The sequence below is a fragment of the Citrobacter freundii complex sp. CFNIH4 genome, from assembly GCF_002934505.1.
Classification (GTDB): Bacteria; Pseudomonadota; Gammaproteobacteria; order Enterobacterales; family Enterobacteriaceae; genus Citrobacter; species Citrobacter freundii.
Genome location: NZ_CP026231.1, coordinates 2,723,549 through 2,741,566 on the forward strand (window position 1 = coordinate 2,723,549; position 18,018 = coordinate 2,741,566).

Below are 18,018 nucleotides of genomic sequence, written 5' to 3' on the forward strand. Positions count from 1 at the left end.
AAATTGTTACTGGTAAAAGAGCCGCCGATGAACGGCAGCCCTTTATTTCTCCTGCAGGCATGTAGGAAAACGTTAACAGCAGACGGCCTTATCTAGCAGTTAATCACGTTTCGTCCAATAAGGCCTGTGACCGGAGGTGCATCACAGGCCTTATGCCATTACTCTTTATTCAGGAATTTCACTGCTTTGTCGGGGAAATCGGTGAACAGCCCGTCAACACCCGCTTTGTTATAAAGAATGTCATACAGCTGGTTTACGTCAGTGGTGTAATCCGGCAGTTGATCGGCGCGAACGGTATACGGATGCACCACCATCTTATTCTGATGTGCGTCCTGCACCATGCCAGTTAACGAGATATTGCCCTTCTTCGACTTCTCATCAATCAGCATGTGGTAGTCCGGCCCAATGCCGTCCGCATACTGCGCAACCTGCTTCATGGCACCCGGTTTAAACATCCAGTCGTAGTTGTAATTAACCCAACTGCCGTCTGGCTTTTTCTCCTGAGTTTCATTCCAGTCAGTGTACGCAATCAACTGTACCAGATTGAGATCCATCCCCATCTTCGGTTCCAGTTCATTCTTAATGCGCTTTAACTCTGCGACATCAAAACACTGCAGATAGACCTTATCGTTCTTGTCGGTGTACCCGTACTTTTTCAGTACTTCCAGCGTTTTAGCCGCAATGTCCTTCCCTTCCTGATGATGGAACCACGGCGCTTTCATTTCCGGGTAAATGCCGATGTTTTTACCGGTTGAATGATTTAATCCCTGAACGAACTCAATTTCTTCTTCGAAAGTGTGCACACGGAAATCAGATTTACCCATCGGGAAACGCCCCGGGTAGGTCTGGACCTTTTTGCCATTTTCGATATCAAAGCCTTCAGTAAACTTCAGCGACTTGATCTCATCCAGCGTAAAGTCGATAGCGTAGTAACGCCCATCTTTACGCGCGCGATCCGGGAAACGCTCGGCAACATCGGTGACGCGGTCAAGATAGTGGTCATGCAGGACGACCAGATGGTCGTCCTTAGTCATCACCAAATCCTGTTCCAGGTAATCCGCTCCCTGAGCATAGGCCATCGCTTTCGCAGGTAACGTATGCTCCGGTAGATAACCGCTGGCGCCACGGTGCGCAATCACGACTTTATCTGCGGCAACCGCCGCGCTGCTCACAACCATACCTGCCAGCATCAGCGCCACGCTGAGACTTTTCAATGTGGTTTTCATCTATTAGCCCCCGTTACGCTTGAGCTGGATCTCTTCGTGATGGCGTTTTTCGCCAATCATGACGACTACCAGCAGAATAACCGCCAGCACACTACCGCCAATCATCACCATAAAGCCGCCGTCCCAACCGAAGAAGTCAACGGTGTAGCCGACAATGGCGCTCGCAGCCACAGAACCGCCGAGATAACCGAACAGACCAGTAAAGCCAGCCGCCGTACCTGCCGCTTTTTTCGGTGCCAGTTCCAGCGCATGCAGACCAATCAACATGACCGGGCCGTAGATCAGGAAGCCGATGATAATCATACAAGCCATATCTACGTTCGGGTTGCCTGCCGGGTTCATCCAGTAAACGATGGTCGCAATCGTCACCAGCGTCATAAAGAACACGCCGGTCGCGCCACGGTTTCCACGGAAGACTTTATCCGACATCCAGCCACACAGCAGCGTGCCCGGAATACCCGCATATTCATACAGGAAGTAGGCCCAGGATGATTTATCCAGTGCAAAATGCTTCACTTCTTTCAGGTAAGTCGGCGACCAGTCCAGGATGCCGTAGCGCAGCAGATAAACAAACACGTTGGCGATAGCGATGTACCACAACAGTTTGTTCGGCAGTACGTACTGCATGAAGATCTGCTTCGCAGTCAGCTCTTCTTCCGCTTTCTCGTTGTAATCGTCCGGATAATCGTTCTTGTACTCTTCGATTGGCGGCAGACCACAGGACTGCGGCGTATCACGCATCAAAGCAAAAGCAAACAGCGCGACAACGATCGCACCGAAAGCAGGCATGTACAGCGCCGCTTTCCAGTCATTGAACCAGGCCATACCCAGCAGGAACAACAGAGGAGGCAGACCGCCACCCACGTTATGCGCACAGTTCCAAACGGAAACGATGCCGCCACGCTCTTTCTGCGACCACCAGTGCACCATGGTACGACCACACGGCGGCCAGCCCATCCCCTGGAACCATCCGCAGAGGAACAGCAGCACAAACATTACCGCGATGCTCGATGTCGCCCACGGCACAAAGCCCATAAACAACATCACTGCCGCAGCCAGTATCAGACCCGCTGGCAGGAAAACGCGCGGATTCGAGCGATCCGAAACGGACCCCATGATGAATTTCGAAAATCCGTAAGCAATGGAGATACCGGACAACGCAAAACCCAGATCGCCACGCGAGAACCCCTGCTCAACCAGATACGGCATCGCAAGGGCAAAGTTCTTACGTACCAGATAGTACGCGGCATAACCAAAGAAAATCCCCAGAAAAATCTGCCAACGTAATCGACGATATGTCGGGTCGATCTCCGCTGCAGGCAAACGCGCCGTGTGTGACGCTGGTTTAAAAATGCTCAACATAGTGTAGCCTCCGTGGCCGTCTTTCATTCGAAGTAAACACTGCAGTTCGTCATTACTACCCTACCGCTCCCAGTGTGGCCGCGATGTTAAGGAAAGATACATAACAAAAATGTGAAACGCAGCACATATTGTTACAGATTTATGACAAATGTTCATAAAGGCGCACGAAATCACGTTTCATTTTCGAATAATGAGCGATTATGCGCGAAATCAAACAATCCATGTTTTTTATGTGGCTAAATGATAAAAAACGAACTGTGAGGAAAAACAATGAAAACTCGCGACTCGCAAACAAGTGACGTGATTATCATTGGTGGAGGAGCAACAGGTGCAGGGATCGCACGCGATTGTGCGCTGCGCGGGTTGCGCGTCATCTTAGTGGAACGCCACGATATCGCCACAGGTGCGACCGGGCGCAACCACGGCCTGCTGCACAGCGGTGCACGCTACGCCGTCACCGATGCTGAATCTGCCCGTGAGTGCATCAGCGAAAACCAAATTCTGAAACGTATCGCCCGCCATTGCGTTGAGCCAACGGACGGTCTGTTTATTACCCTGCCGGAGGATGAGCTCTCCTTTCAGGCGACCTTTATTCGCGCCTGTGAAGAAGCAGGGATTCGCGCAGAAGCGATTGACCCTCAGCAGGCACGTATTATCGAACCTTCCGTGAATCCACAGCTGATTGGTGCGGTAAAAGTGCCTGACGGCACGGTTGATCCTTTCCGCTTAACCGCCGCCAACATGCTGGATGCGCGTGAGCATGGCGCGGTTATCTTAACGGCGCATGAAGTGACAGGGCTGATTCGCGAAGGCGCGACGGTTTGCGGCGTTAATGTGCGCAATCATCTGACGGGCGAAATGCAGTCCCTGCATGCACCGGTTGTCGTTAACGCCGCCGGGATCTGGGGTCAACGCATTGCGGAATATGCCGATCTGAGCATCCGTATGTTCCCGGCCAAAGGTTCGTTGCTGATTATGGATCATCGCATTAACCAGCATGTCATCAACCGCTGCCGTAAACCGTCTGACGCCGATATTCTGGTGCCAGGCGATACCATCTCATTGATCGGTACCACCTCGCAGCACATTGATTACGATGATATCGACAGCAACCGCGTCACCGCAGAAGAAGTCGACATTCTGCTGCGTGAAGGCGAGAAACTGGCGCCGATTATGGCGAAAACGCGCATTTTACGCGCCTACTCCGGCGTACGTCCGCTGGTGGCCAGCGACGACGATCCCACCGGTCGTAACGTCAGCCGTGGGATTGTACTGTTCGATCACGCAGAGCGTGACGGACTGGAAGGGTTTATCACCATTACCGGCGGCAAACTGATGACTTACCGCCTAATGGCGGAATGGGCTACCGATGCTGTTTGCCGTAAGCTGGGCAATACCCAGCCTTGCACAACCGCAGACACCGCGTTGCCTGGCTCACAGGAATCTACCGAGCATACGCTTAAACGCGTTATTTCGTTACCTGCGCCGCTACGCGGTTCGGCAGTCTATCGCCATGGGGATCGTACCCCAGCGTGGCTGAGCGAAGGCCGTCAACATCGCAGCCTGGTCTGTGAATGCGAAGCGGTCACCGCAGGCGAAGTGCAATACGCCGTCGAGAATCTAACCGTCAACAGTCTGCTCGATTTACGTCGCCGTACCCGCGTCGGAATGGGGACCTGCCAGGGCGAATTGTGTGCCTGTCGCGCTGCAGGTTTGCTGCAACGTTTTAATGTCACTACCGCAGCACAATCCATTACTCAGCTTTCCGACTTCCTCAACGAACGCTGGAAAGGTGTGCAGCCTATCGCCTGGGGAGATGCACTGCGCGAAAGCGAATTCACTCGCTGGGTTTATCAAGGGTTGTGTGGTCTGGAAAAGGAGCACCAGGATGAAATTTGATACCGTCATTATCGGCGGCGGCCTCGCTGGACTGCTATGCGGCCTGCAACTGCAAAAAAGCGGACTGCGCTGCACGATTGTTACCCGCGGCCAAAGCGCCCTGCATTTTTCCTCCGGCTCACTGGATTTGCTCAGCAGCTTACCCGATGGTCAACCGGTGACGGATATAGAAGCGGGTTTGAATGCGCTGCACACTCAGGCACCCGCACATCCGTATAGCACCATCGGAACGCAGAACGTTCTGGAACTGGCCCAGCAGGCGCAAAATTTACTGGAAGAATGCGGAACGCATTTGCAAGGCAACGTGCATCAGGCACATCAACGTGTTACCCCGCTGGGCACCCTGCGCTCAACCTGGTTAAGTTCCCCGGAAGTGCCGGTCTGGCCGCTGTCCGCGCAGCGTATATGCGTTGTAGGGATTAGCGGGTTACTGGATTTTCAGGCGCATCTCGCCGCGGCGTCATTACGCCAACGTAATCTCAGCGTCGAGACGGCAGAAATCGAACTGCCGGAACTGGATGTCCTGCGTGATAACCCAACCGAGTTTCGCGCCGTTAATATTGCGCGCCTGCTGGATAACGAAGATAAATGGTCGCTGCTCTATGACGCATTGCTGCCAATGGCAAAAACCTGCGACATGATAATCATGCCGGCCTGCTTTGGTCTGGCAGATGAGCGGCTCTGGCAGTGGCTTAACGAGCGCCTCCCCTGCTCGCTGACACTGTTACCGACCCTACCTCCTTCGGTACTGGGCATGCGTTTACACAACAAATTGCAGCGCCAGTTTGTGCGCCAGGGCGGTGTGTGGATGCCGGGTGATGAAGTGAAGAAAATCACCTGTCAGGACGGCGTGGTCAGCGAAATCTGGACCCGAAATCATGCCGATATCCCCTTGCGGCCACGTTTCGCCGTGCTCGCCAGCGGCAGTTTTTTCAGCAGCGGGCTGGTCGCCACGCGTGAGGCAATCCACGAACCAATCCTGGGACTGGATGTACAGCAAACAGCTACCCGCGCCGAGTGGTATCAGCGTGACGTTTTCGATCCACAACCGTGGCAACTGTTTGGCGTCACAACCGATGCCACATTGCGCCCATCACTGGCGGGAAAAACGATAGAGAACATGTACGCCATCGGTTCCGTCCTCGGCGGATTCGACCCTATCGCCCAGGGTTGCGGAGGCGGCGTGTGCGCAGTCAGCGCCTTACATGCCGCACATCATATTGCGAAACGTGCAGGAGGACAGCAATGAGCGACACACGTTTTGAAAGTTGTATCAAATGTACGGTGTGCACCACCGCCTGCCCGGTAAGCCGCGTCAACCCGAGCTACCCGGGCCCTAAGCAGGCCGGCCCGGACGGTGAACGTCTGCGCCTGAAAGATGGCGCGCTATATGACGATGCGCTGAAATACTGCATCAACTGTAAACGCTGCGAAGTGGCCTGTCCGTCAGACGTGAAAATCGGCGATATCATCCAGCGCGCGCGCGCCAAATACGACACGACGCGCCCATCGCTGCGTAACTTCGTCTTAAGCCATACCGATTTAATGGGGAGCGTTTCCACCCCCTTCGCCCCAATAGTGAATACCGCCACCTCACTAAAACCGGTACGTCAGTTGCTGGATTACGCGCTAAAAATCGATCATCGCCGTACGCTGCCGAAGTACTCCTTTGGCACCTTCCGCCGCTGGTATCGCAGCATTGCCGCACAGCAGGCGCAGTATCAGGATCAGGTCGCCTTTTTCCACGGCTGTTTTGTGAATTACAACCATCCCCAGCTTGGCAAAGACCTGATCAAGGTGTTGAATGCGATGGGAACCGGCGTGCAACTGCTGAGTAAAGAGAAATGCTGTGGCGTACCGCTGATTGCTAACGGATTTACAGATAAAGCGCGTAAACAGGCGGTCAGCAACGTGGCCTCACTCCGGGAAGCGATTGATGGCAAAGGCATTCCGGTGATCGCCACCTCATCAACCTGTACCTTTGCGCTACGTGATGAATATCCGGAAGTGCTGGATGTCGACAACTCAGGCCTGCGAGAACACATTGAACTGGCAACCCGCTGGCTGTGGCGCAAGCTGGATGAAGGTAAAACGCTGCCGCTGAAAACGCTGCCACTGAAGGTGGTCTATCACACGCCATGTCATATGGAGAAAATGGGCTGGACGCTTTACACGCTGGAACTACTGCGACAAATTCCGGGGCTGGAGCTGACAGTGCTGGATTCTCAGTGTTGTGGGATTGCCGGGACTTACGGCTTTAAAAAGGAAAACTATCCGACTTCACAGTCTATTGGCGCACCGTTATTCCGCCAAATTGAAGAAAGCGGCGCTGATATCGTCGTCACCGACTGCGAAACCTGTAAATGGCAGATTGAGATGTCTACCAGTAAGCGTTGCGAACATCCCATCACCCTGCTTGCCAAAGCGTTGGGTTAAACCTGTTGCCCGGTGGTATTTGCTACCGGGCATTTTTTTGCGTAGCCCGTTCCGCTTAATTGAATACGTTGCAGTCGGACATATTTATCTCTGATTCATCCACGCAAAGACCCCATTTCCCGCATGCAGCGCATATTAAAAGTGGATACCGTCACGCCATCTTCTCTATCAGTTACAAGCACCATTAGTTACAAGCACCGCTAATGACAGCCAGCTACAAACGCTATTTAATTACCTGCTACGGTACGGTGACGTTTCTCACGTCAGCGAATTTATCCATGAAGTTGCCGAACGTTCCCCCCATCATAAGGAGAGGTTGATGACAATCGCAGGGAGGCTAAAACAAGAAGGTCACCACAATGGGCTACAACAAGGGCTACAACAAGGGTTAGAGAAAGGGGTGCAAAAAGGAACGCAAGAAGAAGCCTTACGTATCGCGCGCATGATGCTGGAAAATCGAATTGATCGTGATTTGGTTCGGTTAATTACTGGGCTATTGCCTGACGATGTCACAGAATGAGTCAGATTGGGAAGGTTTGTAACCTTCCCTGTTAATAATTAAATCGTGAGCGACTCAACCACTTCGATCCAACCGTGCTCGCTGGCAAGATCCTGATTGTTAAGCCAACGGCGCAGCATATTTAGCGCCATCATTGCGCACACTTCCTGACGAATCGACAAGCTGTAGCGATTAGCGTTCAGCCGAACGCGCAAACCATATGTCCCATTGGGGGTGGCCAGCGCAAAGTTAATATGTTCGTTTTCGAAAGCTGATATCGCCAAAGCCAGCCCGGCATAATGTTTGCTACGTCGCTCGGTTACCCAATGCGCCGTTTGCGCCAGCGTTTCTTCCTGAGGCGGAACAACTTCGCTCGCCAACAACGGAGCATTAGCGCGAGAAAGCTGCAACGCGACCAGACCACCGGTAAATTGTTCGCTCAGCGTCAGGCTATATTGCCGTTCCTGCAACGTGCGGGCGATTTGCGCAGGCAAACCTTCCGTACCTTCAAAAATCATGTTTTGCCCGGCAACCTTTTTCACCTCAGGCCACAGCGCCAGCATCGCTTCGCGTTGGGAATCCGGCCCGGTCAGCTTCAGCTCAATAATCGGCATTGAGGAGCGATATCCCATTGTTACACCCGGTGGCAAAGTTAGCGGATCCAGGCTTTGTGCCAGCTCGCTTTCAGAACGGCCAAAGGTGGTTAATCGCAGGCATAACGGGGGCTGAGCCAAAGAGAAACGCTCACGCAAACGCGGCAGAATCTCATGCTCAACCATGACTTTGAATTCTGACGGTACACCCGGTGTAAAAAACATCAGGCAGCGGTTAAGCTTCAGGGCGAACCCGCACGCGGTACCCACCGGATTATTGATAAACTCCGCGCTGGCGGGAAGTTCAGCCTGTTTGCGGTTGCTCGGCGCCATCACGCGGCCACGATCGCGGAAATATCGCTCCATCTCGGTCAGCCATGCTTCATGCAGCACCAGCCCTTCGCCTTTTGCCGTTGCCGCTGCCAGCGCGCTCAAATCATCGCTGGTTGGCCCCAAACCGCCATTAACGATCAGTATATCGGCGTGTTCGCTACGCTCACGCAAAACGGAGACTAAATCGTTAAGATTGTCACCTACCGTGTTGCGGCGTGTTAGCGGTAAACCCTGATTAAAGAAAAAATCGGCCAGCCAGGCGGCATTGGTGTCGACGATTTGTCCGTGCAACACTTCATCCCCGGTGGATAGCATCTCCACGTTTAACATCGTGTTCTCCTGCTTTTATGATGAAAACACTATAACGCATGGAGGGGGGAAGGCGCGACTGAACGCCGCGCCAGAAATGTTAGAAGCTGGCGTTAACCCCAACGTACGGGCCATCAGCAATTGCGTTATCACGGTTACCGTCTTTACCTGCCAGGTTCAGGTAACGATAACCGGCTTCGATGCTCAGCGGACGCATAATAGTCAAACGCGCACCGGCATTTGCTTCTTCATAGCTGTCGATACCGCTGGAAAGCGAATCAGGCGAGTAATAGTACTCACCAAACAGACGAATGCTGTCGCCGATCGGCCACTGTAAACCACCACCGACAGCCGCAGCATAACCTTCATCGCCATCGTTTGGATTGGTATATACACCTTTACCACCAACGGTCGCCAACAGTGGACCCAGCGGGATATTCAGCCCCAGGCCCAGCCCAGCAACATCGCCGTCGTCATCATTATGCATCCAGTTGCCGCTGACGGCCAGACCGGTGGTCTCAGTACCCATACCGAATCCAAGGTTGGTGTAGTCTTCGCCAGCCTGACCGTTGATGCTAATCGCGTTTGCCGAAGCAGAAACAAACAGCATTCCGGCAAAACCCAACAGTAAACTTATTTTCATTTTCTATCCTTTCCTGCAAGAATCAAAACATAGCCCCAAAACCGGTGAATTGTACTGTCAGATGACGAGGAATCAATGAGCTAAAAAAGCGATGCAAGACCATATTGTAACTAAATACTACTTAATGAGATTAGATAAGGTTAAATTTTTTTATGTAATCTATCATTCGCATCCCTGAACGCCATTTTCAACAACAATCAATTTTTCCTCGCCCGTACGGACTTAATCGTCGATGAAGCGTTTTTTCTCCAGTCAGCAAAAGGTAAGATAGGTGGATGATGGAATTCTTAATACCCGCCCCTGCAAGGACTTGACCTATGCGCCAAAGAACAATTGTTTGCCCATTAATTCAAAACGATGGCTGCTATTTACTCTGCAAAATGGCTGACGACCGCGGCGTGTTTCCCGGTCAGTGGGCGCTGTCTGGCGGTGGCGTTGAGCCGGGTGAGCGCATCGAAGAAGCTTTGCGCCGGGAAGTGAGAGAGGAGCTGGGCGAGCAGTTGGTGTTATCAGAAATTACGCCATGGACTTTCAGTGACGATATTCGTACTAAAACGTACGCGGATGGCAGCCAGGAAGAGATTTATATGATTTATCTCATCTTCGATTGTGTGGCAGCTAATCGTGAAGTGAACATTAACGAAGAGTTCCAGGCGTTCGCCTGGGTTAAAGCGGAAGATCTCGGCACCTACGACTTAAATATCGCCACACGTAAAACGTTAACCTTGAAAGGGTTACTGTAAGTCCCCCGAGTTTAAACGTAATATAAACAATGATCACATTAGCGGTATTGCTCTCAGCATTCAGCAACAGAGAACAATACCGCCATAATGACTAAAAACTCTTTATATTCAAACAAATAAACCACTCCCCACTGTCTTTGTTATTATCTCCCAAACCTTAAACCCTTAAGGATAAATTAACCTTCGGCCATTAACCTTTGTAGCCTGATGAAATAATTAACGACGCCCCTGTTTAGTCCTAAAAATAAAACTTCGGTAGCGTTAAATGGCTTGAAGGAATAATGATGTCTGACTTTTTGCCTTTCTCTCGCCCGGCAATGGGTGCTGAAGAGCTTGCCGCTGTAAAAGCGGTGCTGGACTCTGGATGGATAACCACTGGCCCGAAGAACCAACAGCTGGAAGAAGCCTTCTGTCAGCTCACAGGAAATCAACACGCTGTCGCCGTCTGCTCTGCCACGGCAGGTATGCACATCACACTGATGGCGTTGGGCATAGGTGCAGGCGATGAGGTCATTACGCCGTCGATGACGTGGGTTTCCACCCTCAACATGATTGTCTTGCTGGGTGCGACGCCAGTCATGGTCGACGTCGACCGCGATACACTTATGGTCACACCTGAGCAAATTGAAGCCGCCATTACCCCACGAACCAAAGCCATTGTTCCAGTACATTACGCAGGCGCCCCCGCCGATCTTGACGCAATTTATGCCATTGGCGAGCGTTATGGCATCCCGGTAATAGAAGATGCGGCCCATGCCGTAGGGACATTGTATAAGGGCCGTCATGTCGGGGCGCGCGGTACGGCAATCTTCTCGTTTCACGCCATCAAAAATATCACCTGCGCAGAAGGTGGACTGATTGTTACCGACGACAGCCAGCTTGCCCAGCGGCTTCGCAGCCTGAAGTTTCACGGTCTGGGCGTTGATGCTTTTGATCGACAAACCTATGGCCGGGCACCGCAGGCCGAAGTGCTTGCGCCAGGATACAAATACAACCTGACGGATATCAATGCCGCTATTGCGTTGGTACAGCTGAATAAGCTGGAGCAACTGAATTCACGCCGGGCGCAAATTGCCCAGCAATATCAGCAGGCGCTGGCTGATACGCCATTTCAACCGCTGGACCTGCCCCGGTGGCCGCACGTTCATGCCTGGCACTTATTCATCATTCGTGTTGACGAAACCCGCTGCGGGCTGAGCAGAGATGCCCTGATGGAAGCGCTGAAGACTAAAGATATCGGCACCGGTCTGCATTTTCGTGCAGCCCATACGCAAAAATATTATCGCGAACGCTTCACTACCCTTTCGCTCCCAAATACTGAATGGAACAGCGCGCGCATCTGCTCGCTGCCGTTATTCCCAGACATGACCGAAGCGGATACCCAGCGGGTCATTACGGCACTTCGCGAGATTGCAGGACAATAATCATGTTTGAAGCAGCACCAATCAAAAAAGTCTCGGTGGTCATTCCCGTTTTTAATGAACAGGAAAGCCTGCCAGAGTTAATCAGACGCACCAGCGCCGCCTGCGAGAAATTGGGTAAAGACTATGAAATTCTGCTAATCGACGACGGTAGCAGTGACAATTCCGCTCAGTTGATGATGAATGCCTCCCAGGCACCAAACAGCCATATTGTTTCTATTTTGCTGAATCGCAATTACGGACAGCACTCGGCGATTATGGCCGGTTTCAGCCATGTCACTGGCGACTTGATCATCACACTGGATGCCGATTTGCAGAACCCGCCGGAGGAGATCCCTCGGTTGGTCGCCACAGCAGATGAGGGGTTTGATGTGGTGGGCACGGTGCGCCAGAACCGGCAGGACAGCGTATTTCGTAAGACCGCCTCACGCATGATCAACCATCTGATTCAGCGCACCACCGGAAAAGCGATGGGTGACTACGGTTGCATGCTACGCGCCTATCGCCGTCACATCGTCGATGCCATGCTGCATTGCCAGGAGCGCAGCACCTTTATCCCGATTCTGGCCAACATTTTTGCCCGTCGCGCGACGGAGATCCCGGTACATCATGCAGAGCGCGAATTTGGTGATTCCAAATACAGCTTCATGCGTCTGATCAACCTGATGTATGACCTGGTGACTTGCCTTACCACAACACCGCTTCGCATGCTGAGTCTGTTGGGCAGCGTGATCGCCGCCACGGGCTTTACCTTATCAGTCTTGCTTGTTGTTCTGCGCCTGACGCTCGGCCCACAGTGGGCAGCGGAAGGGGTATTCATGCTGTTTGCCGTCCTGTTTACCTTTATCGGCGCACAGTTTATTGGCATGGGTTTACTCGGCGAATATATCGGTCGCATCTATAACGATGTCCGCGCCCGCCCCCGCTATTTTGTTCAACACGTTATCCGCCCACAAACCACGCAGTCAACCGAGGAAAACCGCGCATGAAAGCCGTCGTATTTGCCTATCACGATATGGGATGTCAGGGTGTCCAGGCCTTGTTGGATGCAGGTTATGAAATCGCTGCCATTTTTACGCACACCGACAATCCGGGTGAAAAAGCGTTTTTTGGATCTGTTTCCCGCCTCGCGGCCAGCGCCGGTATTCCGGTTTACGCCCCGGACGAGGTTAATCATCCCCTGTGGATTGAGCGCATTAGCCAACTGGCACCTGATGTTATCTTCTCGTTCTACTATCGCCATTTACTGAGTGATGAGATCCTCAGCATTGCCCCTAAGGGTGCATTTAATCTGCACGGCTCGCTACTGCCCAAATACCGTGGCCGCGCGCCGCTGAACTGGGTACTGGTCAATGGTGAAACCGAAACCGGCGTCACGCTTCACCGGATGGTCAAACGCGCGGATGCCGGTGCCATTGTTGCCCAGCAGCGGGTTGCTATTTCGCCCGATGATGTGGCGTTAACGCTGCACCATAAGTTGTGCCAGGCTGCGCGTCAGTTACTGGAAGAGGCGCTGCCCGCGATTAAAACGGGAGATTATGCAGAACACCCCCAACAGGAAGCAGAAGCGACCTGTTTTGGTCGCCGTACGCCGGAAGATAGCTTCCTCGACTGGAACAAACCAGCCGCAGAGTTGCATAACCAGGTACGTGCCGTCAGCGATCCATGGCCGGGCGCATTTAGCTATGTTGGTACGCAAAAATTCACCGTCTGGTCGTCACGTGTTTGCAAAAATGACCGCGCAGCCCAGCCAGGAACCGTCATCTCCGTTTCTCCTTTGCTGATCGCCTGCGCTGATGGCGCACTGGAGATTATTACCGGGCAAGCTGGCGATGGTATTGCCATGCAGGGGTCACAGCTGGCGCAGGTTCTGGGCCTGGTACCAGGTTCTCGCCTGAACAGCCAGTCAGTTACTACCGCTAAACGCCGTACTCGCGTGCTGATCCTTGGCGTCAATGGCTTCATTGGTAACCATCTGACCGAACACCTGTTGCAAGAAGACAATTACGAAGTGTATGGACTCGACATTGGCAGCGACGCCATTAGTCGTTTTCTGCAGCATCCACGATTCCATTTCGTCGAAGGCGATATCAGCATTCACTCCGAATGGATTGAATATCATGTGAAAAAATGCGACGTCGTGCTGCCGCTGGTAGCGATCGCCACGCCAATCGAATATACCCGCAACCCGCTGCGCGTGTTTGAGCTCGATTTTGAAGAGAACCTGAAAATCATTCGCTACTGCGTGAAATACCGTAAGCGCATCATTTTCCCGTCAACCTCCGAAGTCTACGGCATGTGTACCGACAAAGTTTTTGATGAAGACAGCTCGAACCTGATCGTCGGCCCGGTGAATAAACCACGCTGGATCTACTCCGTTTCCAAGCAGTTGCTGGACCGCGTAATCTGGGCATACGGCGAAAAAGAGGGATTGCGCTTCACCCTGTTCCGTCCGTTTAACTGGATGGGACCGCGTCTGGACAGCCTTAACGCCGCGCGTATCGGCAGCTCACGCGCCATTACTCAATTGATCCTCAATCTGGTGGAAGGTTCACCGATTAAGCTGATTGAAGGCGGTAAGCAAAAACGCTGCTTTACCGACATTCGCGATGGTATCGAAGCCCTGTATCGCATCATTGAAAACGAAGGCGGACGCTGCGATGGCGAAATTATCAACATCGGTAACCCGGAGAATGAAGCCAGTATTCAGGAACTGGCAGAAATGCTGCTTACCTGTTTTGAAAAACATCCATTGCGTAACCACTTCCCACCGTTTGCCGGTTTCCGTGACGTCGAAAGCAACAGCTACTATGGTAAAGGTTATCAGGACGTTGAGCATCGTAAGCCCAACATTCGTAATGCAAAACGCTGCCTGAACTGGGAGCCCACCATTGAGATGCAGGAAACGGTAGAAGAGACGCTGGACTTCTTCTTACGCAGTGTGGATATCACGGAACACACATCATGACCAAAGTAGGCTTGCGCATTGATGTCGATACTTTCCGGGGGACGCGCGAAGGTGTGCCCCGCCTGTTGGAGACATTGAACCGGCATAATGTTCGGGCAAGTTTTTTCTTTAGCGTTGGACCTGACAACATGGGGCGCCATCTCTGGCGTCTTGTGAAGCCACAATTTCTGTGGAAGATGCTGCGCTCAAACGCAGCATCGCTCTACGGATGGGATATATTGCTCGCGGGAACCGCATGGCCGGGAAAAGAGATTGGCCAGGCCAATGCGGCGATCATTGCGCAAACCGCCCTGATTCATGAAACCGGTTTGCATGCCTGGGATCACCATGCCTGGCAAGCGCGAAGCGGAAACTGGAATGATAAACAGCTGATTGATGATATTTCACGAGGCATTACCGCCCTTGAAGCCATCATCGGACAACCGGTTACCTGTTCTGCGGTTGCCGGATGGCGTGCCGACAACCGCGTCGTCGAGGCAAAAGAAACGTTCCATTTACGCTATAACAGCGACTGTCGGGGAACGTCTTTATTTCGTCCTGTACTGGCGTCCGGGAAAACAGGTACGCCGCAAATTCCCGTCACGTTACCAACATGGGATGAAGTGGTTGGTCAGGAGGTCCAGGCGGTGGACTTCAACGCTTATATTCTCTCCCACATCCAGATGAGCAGAGGAACACCGGTGTACACCATTCATGCGGAAGTTGAAGGCATCGCCTTTCATCAGAATTTTGACGAGCTGCTTACTCGCGCCGCCGACATGGGGATGACATTTTGCCCGCTTGGCGAGCTGTTACCAGACGATATCAGCACGCTGCCAACAGGGCAGATCGTGCGGGGAAAAATACCGGGCAGAGAGGGATGGCTCGGCTGCCAACAACCGGTGAGTGCGACACAATGAAACCTGCTGCCCGCTACACTCTGGCCTGTATCGCGTTTATTGCGCTGTATTTTATTCTCCCTATCAACAGTCGCCTGCTCTGGCAGCCTGATGAAACGCGCTATGCCGAAATCAGTCGGGAAATGCTGACGTCCGGCGACTGGATCGTGCCGCACTTTTTAGGACTCCGTTACTTCGAAAAACCGATTGCCGGATATTGGTTAAACAGCATCGGACAATGGCTATTTGGTGCTAATAATTTTGGCGTCAGAGCGGGGGCTATTTTTGCCACCTTGCTGACGGCGCTACTGGTAGCCTGGCTTGCCATGCGGTTATGGCAGGATAAGCGTACCGCCGTACTCTCTTCTGCTATCTTTTTAACGTTCTTTTCAGTTTACAGCATCGGTACCTACGCGGTACTTGATCCCATAATTGCGCTTTGGCTGATGGCGGGCATGTGCTGTTTTTGGGAAGGCATGCAGGCCACCACCAGAACGCGCAAAATCATCGCTTTTTTGCTGTTAGGGTTAACCTGCGGTATGGGCGTGATGACCAAGGGCTTCCTGGCGCTTGCCGTTCCTGTGCTCAGCGTACTGCCGTGGGTTTTCGCGCAAAAGCGCTGGAAAGATCTCATGCTCTACGGTCTGCTGGCGGTTATCGGCTGCGTCGTGATTGTGCTGCCGTGGGGAATAGCGATTGCCCAGCGTGAGCCGGATTTCTGGCATTACTTCTTCTGGGTTGAACATATTCAACGCTTCGCACAGGATGATGCCCAACACAAGGCTCCCATCTGGTACTACATTCCGGTATTCGTGGCTGGCGCATTACCATGGCTCGGGCTGCTCCCCGGCGCGCTGCGTACGGGCTGGCGTGAGCGGGATGTTCCGCGCAGCGCGCTGTACCTGTTAAGCTGGATTGTCATGCCAATCCTGTTTTTCAGCATCGCCAAAGGAAAACTGCCAACCTATATTCTTTCTTGCTTCGCCCCGCTGGCGATATTAACGGCGCGTTTCGGCCTGCAGGCCGCGGAAAAAGGCTCCGCCGCACTGCGTGTGAATGGCTGGATCAACGTGCTGTTCGGCGTGACCGGCATTGTCGCCACATTTATTGTTTCCACATTGGGTCCGTTAAAGACGCCAGTCTGGTCGCATATCGAAACGTATAAGGTGTTTTGCGCGTGGGGCATTTTTATCACCTGGGCACTGTTCGGTTGGTATACGCTAAATAACCGCGAGAAGAACTGGAAATTCGCCGCGCTGTGCCCGCTGGGACTCGCGCTGTTGTTTGGTTTCTCAGTCCCTGACCGGGTGATGGAGTCTAAACAGCCGCAGTTTTTTGTCGAGATGACTAAAGAGTCGCTGGAGTCGAGCCGTTACATTCTCACCGACAACGTTGGCGTTGCCGCAGGGCTGGCCTGGAGCCTGAAGCGTGACGACATCATGATGTACGGCCAAACGGGCGAGTTAAAATATGGCCTCAACTACCCGGATGCTCAGGGGCGCTTTGTCAGTCGGGAAGACTTTGCCGACTGGTTAGCGCAACATCGTCAGCAAGGAAATATTACGCTCGTGCTCACGATTGATAAGGATGAAGATATTAATCATCTCGCTATCCCTCCCGCTGATTACATTGATAATCAGGGGCGACTGGTCCTGATTCAGTATCGGCCAAAATGATCTGGATAGCCTTAGTTCTCGCCAGCCTGCTCAGCGTCTGCGGCCAGCTATGCCAGAAGCAGGCGACCCGACCGGTGTCCGTTCGTGCGCGAAAACGCCACGTCACGCAATGGATTGGGCTTGCTCTGGCAAGCCTCGGTCTGGCCATGCTGCTATGGCTGGCGGTACTGCAGAACATTCCTGTCGGCATCGCCTACCCCATGCTGAGTCTTAACTTTGTATGGGTGACGCTGGCCGCGTGGAAAATCTGGCGCGAACCCGTCACTACACGCCACTGGCTGGGGGTTGGGCTGATCATTACCGGCATCTTTATTCTTGGGAGCGCAGTGTAATGGGCATCTTTTGGGGATTATGTAGCGTTATTATCACCTCCGCAGCCCAGTTGAGCCTCGGCTTCGCAATGGATAATCTGCCGCCAATGATGCAGCTGCTGGAGTTCATCTCCGCCGTATTATCTCTCAGTATTGGAGCGTTTGCTTTATCTGCCGGGCTGGCAGGCTATTTGCTGTCGGTTATTTGCTGGCATAAAGCCCTGCACCAGCTCGCGCTGAGCAAAGCTTATGCCCTGCTCAGCCTGAGCTATGTGCTGGTTTGGGTTGCATCAATGATTCTGCCCGGCTGGCAGGGAACATTTTCAGTAAAGGCGCTGGTTGGGGTACTGTGCATCATGGCGGGTTTAATGACGATTTTTCTGCCTGCAGACAAGCACCGGCGCTGAGCTCATTTGTCTGCCGACAGTCGTAACAGGCGCTCCCATTCGTCACATATGTACTGTCTGGCATCGATTATTTTAATCACGCGGGATACATCGCGATTAACACAATACTGCGCATCTTTCAGCGGTGAAAGAAGATCGCCAGGTTTAACCCGCTCGAAAGATTGCGCCTCAGCGAGCATCTTAAGCGAACCACCACTATCGCAAAGTACAATATAGAGCCTCTCTGCTTTCTTGTGACAGCAAGACTTCTTCACATGCCATTCCATAGCGCACCTTTTGTTAAAAAATTTCACAATAGGTTACACTTCAGCAGA

General features: G+C 52.7%; 17 protein-coding genes and 1 pseudogene. 13 read left to right on the top strand and 5 right to left on the bottom strand.

The features are described 5' to 3' along the window. Positions 1 to 6 precede the first annotated feature (6 nt). Positions 7 to 96: pseudogene (locus tag C2U41_RS29970) on the top strand (hypothetical protein); the annotation flags it as partial. A 62-nt stretch (positions 97 to 158) separates the two neighbouring features. Here the strand turns inward: C2U41_RS29970 and glpQ are convergent. Then, the gene (glpQ, locus tag C2U41_RS14090) at positions 159 to 1,226 is read right to left on the bottom strand and encodes a glycerophosphodiester phosphodiesterase (RefSeq protein WP_003839410.1); all 1,068 of its coding nucleotides are present in this window, start codon (positions 1,224 to 1,226) and stop codon (positions 159 to 161) included. A gap of 3 nt (positions 1,227 to 1,229) precedes the next feature. Next, complete coding sequence (gene glpT, locus C2U41_RS14095) at positions 1,230 to 2,588, bottom strand: glycerol-3-phosphate transporter (RefSeq protein ID WP_044701171.1); 1,359 nt, start codon at positions 2,586 to 2,588, stop codon at positions 1,230 to 1,232. A 270-nt stretch (positions 2,589 to 2,858) separates the two neighbouring features. Between glpT and glpA the strand changes: the two genes are divergently transcribed. From glpA to C2U41_RS14115, 4 genes are all read left to right on the top strand, one after another. Further along, complete coding sequence (glpA, locus tag C2U41_RS14100) at positions 2,859 to 4,487, top strand: anaerobic glycerol-3-phosphate dehydrogenase subunit A (protein ID WP_003845117.1); 1,629 nt, start codon at positions 2,859 to 2,861, stop codon at positions 4,485 to 4,487. Beyond that, on the top strand, positions 4,477 to 5,736 hold the full coding sequence (gene glpB, locus C2U41_RS14105) for a glycerol-3-phosphate dehydrogenase subunit GlpB (protein WP_003839405.1): 1,260 nt from the start codon (positions 4,477 to 4,479) through the stop codon (positions 5,734 to 5,736). Before glpA ends, glpB begins: the two co-directional genes overlap by 11 nt. Continuing rightward, complete coding sequence (gene glpC, locus C2U41_RS14110) at positions 5,733 to 6,923, top strand: anaerobic glycerol-3-phosphate dehydrogenase subunit GlpC (protein ID WP_003027620.1); 1,191 nt, start codon at positions 5,733 to 5,735, stop codon at positions 6,921 to 6,923. The genes glpB and glpC overlap by 4 nt, the downstream gene beginning before the upstream one ends. 319 nt (positions 6,924 to 7,242) lie before the next feature. Next, entirely contained in the window at positions 7,243 to 7,443 is a 201-nt protein-coding gene (locus tag C2U41_RS14115; protein WP_080708713.1) for a hypothetical protein, read from the top strand. 38 nt (positions 7,444 to 7,481) lie between these two features. On the opposite strand, the gene C2U41_RS14120 is transcribed toward C2U41_RS14115, so the two are convergent. Further along, a complete protein-coding gene (locus C2U41_RS14120) occupies positions 7,482 to 8,678 on the bottom strand; it encodes a nicotinamide mononucleotide deamidase-related protein YfaY (RefSeq protein WP_032936590.1) in 1,197 nt (398 codons plus the stop codon). A 79-nt stretch (positions 8,679 to 8,757) separates the two neighbouring features. Next, positions 8,758 to 9,300, bottom strand: a complete 543-nt coding sequence (locus C2U41_RS14125; protein ID WP_032936588.1) for a YfaZ family protein — start codon at positions 9,298 to 9,300, stop codon at positions 8,758 to 8,760. Positions 9,301 to 9,617: 317 nt separating this feature from the next. On the opposite strand from C2U41_RS14125, the gene nudI reads away from it, so the two are divergent. The 8 genes from nudI (at position 9,618) to arnF (ending at position 17,704) form a co-directional block, all read left to right on the top strand. Next, entirely contained in the window at positions 9,618 to 10,043 is a 426-nt protein-coding gene (gene nudI, locus C2U41_RS14130; protein WP_003027643.1) for a nucleoside triphosphatase NudI, read from the top strand. 284 nt (positions 10,044 to 10,327) lie between these two features. Further along, positions 10,328 to 11,467 carry a UDP-4-amino-4-deoxy-L-arabinose aminotransferase gene (arnB, locus tag C2U41_RS14135; RefSeq protein ID WP_003027645.1) on the top strand — a complete coding sequence of 380 codons (1,140 nt, stop codon included), beginning with the start codon at positions 10,328 to 10,330 and terminating at the stop codon, positions 11,465 to 11,467. Between the two features lie 2 nt (positions 11,468 to 11,469). Next, positions 11,470 to 12,453 carry an undecaprenyl-phosphate 4-deoxy-4-formamido-L-arabinose transferase gene (gene arnC, locus C2U41_RS14140; protein WP_003027648.1) on the top strand — a complete coding sequence of 328 codons (984 nt, stop codon included), beginning with the start codon at positions 11,470 to 11,472 and terminating at the stop codon, positions 12,451 to 12,453. Further along, positions 12,450 to 14,432: a bifunctional UDP-4-amino-4-deoxy-L-arabinose formyltransferase/UDP-glucuronic acid oxidase ArnA gene (gene arnA / locus C2U41_RS14145; RefSeq protein WP_103848480.1), complete on the top strand. Its 1,983-nt coding sequence runs from the start codon at positions 12,450 to 12,452 to the stop codon at positions 14,430 to 14,432. Before arnC ends, arnA begins: the two co-directional genes overlap by 4 nt. Then, positions 14,429 to 15,331 carry a 4-deoxy-4-formamido-L-arabinose-phosphoundecaprenol deformylase gene (gene arnD, locus C2U41_RS14150; RefSeq protein ID WP_003027653.1) on the top strand — a complete coding sequence of 301 codons (903 nt, stop codon included), beginning with the start codon at positions 14,429 to 14,431 and terminating at the stop codon, positions 15,329 to 15,331. Before arnA ends, arnD begins: the two co-directional genes overlap by 4 nt. Continuing rightward, a complete protein-coding gene (arnT, locus tag C2U41_RS14155) occupies positions 15,328 to 16,986 on the top strand; it encodes a lipid IV(A) 4-amino-4-deoxy-L-arabinosyltransferase (protein WP_044701175.1) in 1,659 nt (552 codons plus the stop codon). The genes arnD and arnT overlap by 4 nt, the downstream gene beginning before the upstream one ends. Next, complete coding sequence (gene arnE, locus C2U41_RS14160) at positions 16,983 to 17,318, top strand: 4-amino-4-deoxy-L-arabinose-phosphoundecaprenol flippase subunit ArnE (RefSeq protein ID WP_003027661.1); 336 nt, start codon at positions 16,983 to 16,985, stop codon at positions 17,316 to 17,318. The genes arnT and arnE overlap by 4 nt, the downstream gene beginning before the upstream one ends. Continuing rightward, positions 17,318 to 17,704, top strand: coding sequence for a 4-amino-4-deoxy-L-arabinose-phosphoundecaprenol flippase subunit ArnF (gene arnF / locus C2U41_RS14165; protein ID WP_003845102.1), 387 nt, complete (start codon positions 17,318 to 17,320; stop codon positions 17,702 to 17,704). The genes arnE and arnF overlap by 1 nt, the downstream gene beginning before the upstream one ends. A gap of 2 nt (positions 17,705 to 17,706) precedes the next feature. Here the strand turns inward: arnF and pmrD are convergent, their stop codons facing one another. After that, positions 17,707 to 17,970 carry a signal transduction protein PmrD gene (gene pmrD / locus C2U41_RS14170; protein WP_003839377.1) on the bottom strand — a complete coding sequence of 88 codons (264 nt, stop codon included), beginning with the start codon at positions 17,968 to 17,970 and terminating at the stop codon, positions 17,707 to 17,709. Between the last annotated feature and the right edge of the window lie 48 nt (positions 17,971 to 18,018).

Excerpts from the sequence above, each read along its gene's own strand:
- glpB (WP_003839405.1), top strand. The coding sequence starts at position 4,477 with ATGAAATTTGATACCGTCATTATCGGCGGCGGCCTCGCTGGACTGCTA.
- glpT (WP_044701171.1), bottom strand. The coding sequence starts at position 2,588 with ATGTTGAGCATTTTTAAACCAGCGTCACACACGGCGCGTTTGCCTGCA.
- arnT (WP_044701175.1), top strand. The coding sequence starts at position 15,328 with ATGAAACCTGCTGCCCGCTACACTCTGGCCTGTATCGCGTTTATTGCG.
- glpA (WP_003845117.1), top strand. The coding sequence starts at position 2,859 with ATGAAAACTCGCGACTCGCAAACAAGTGACGTGATTATCATTGGTGGA.
- C2U41_RS14120 (WP_032936590.1), bottom strand. The coding sequence starts at position 8,678 with ATGTTAAACGTGGAGATGCTATCCACCGGGGATGAAGTGTTGCACGGA.
- arnD (WP_003027653.1), top strand. The coding sequence starts at position 14,429 with ATGACCAAAGTAGGCTTGCGCATTGATGTCGATACTTTCCGGGGGACG.
- arnB (WP_003027645.1), top strand. The coding sequence starts at position 10,328 with ATGTCTGACTTTTTGCCTTTCTCTCGCCCGGCAATGGGTGCTGAAGAG.
- arnC (WP_003027648.1), top strand. The coding sequence starts at position 11,470 with ATGTTTGAAGCAGCACCAATCAAAAAAGTCTCGGTGGTCATTCCCGTT.
- glpC (WP_003027620.1), top strand. The coding sequence starts at position 5,733 with ATGAGCGACACACGTTTTGAAAGTTGTATCAAATGTACGGTGTGCACC.
- glpQ (WP_003839410.1), bottom strand. The coding sequence starts at position 1,226 with ATGAAAACCACATTGAAAAGTCTCAGCGTGGCGCTGATGCTGGCAGGT.
- arnA (WP_103848480.1), top strand. The coding sequence starts at position 12,450 with ATGAAAGCCGTCGTATTTGCCTATCACGATATGGGATGTCAGGGTGTC.
- C2U41_RS14115 (WP_080708713.1), top strand. The coding sequence starts at position 7,243 with ATGACAATCGCAGGGAGGCTAAAACAAGAAGGTCACCACAATGGGCTA.
- arnF (WP_003845102.1), top strand. The coding sequence starts at position 17,318 with ATGGGCATCTTTTGGGGATTATGTAGCGTTATTATCACCTCCGCAGCC.
- pmrD (WP_003839377.1), bottom strand. The coding sequence starts at position 17,970 with ATGGAATGGCATGTGAAGAAGTCTTGCTGTCACAAGAAAGCAGAGAGG.
- arnE (WP_003027661.1), top strand. The coding sequence starts at position 16,983 with ATGATCTGGATAGCCTTAGTTCTCGCCAGCCTGCTCAGCGTCTGCGGC.
- C2U41_RS14125 (WP_032936588.1), bottom strand. The coding sequence starts at position 9,300 with ATGAAAATAAGTTTACTGTTGGGTTTTGCCGGAATGCTGTTTGTTTCT.
- nudI (WP_003027643.1), top strand. The coding sequence starts at position 9,618 with ATGCGCCAAAGAACAATTGTTTGCCCATTAATTCAAAACGATGGCTGC.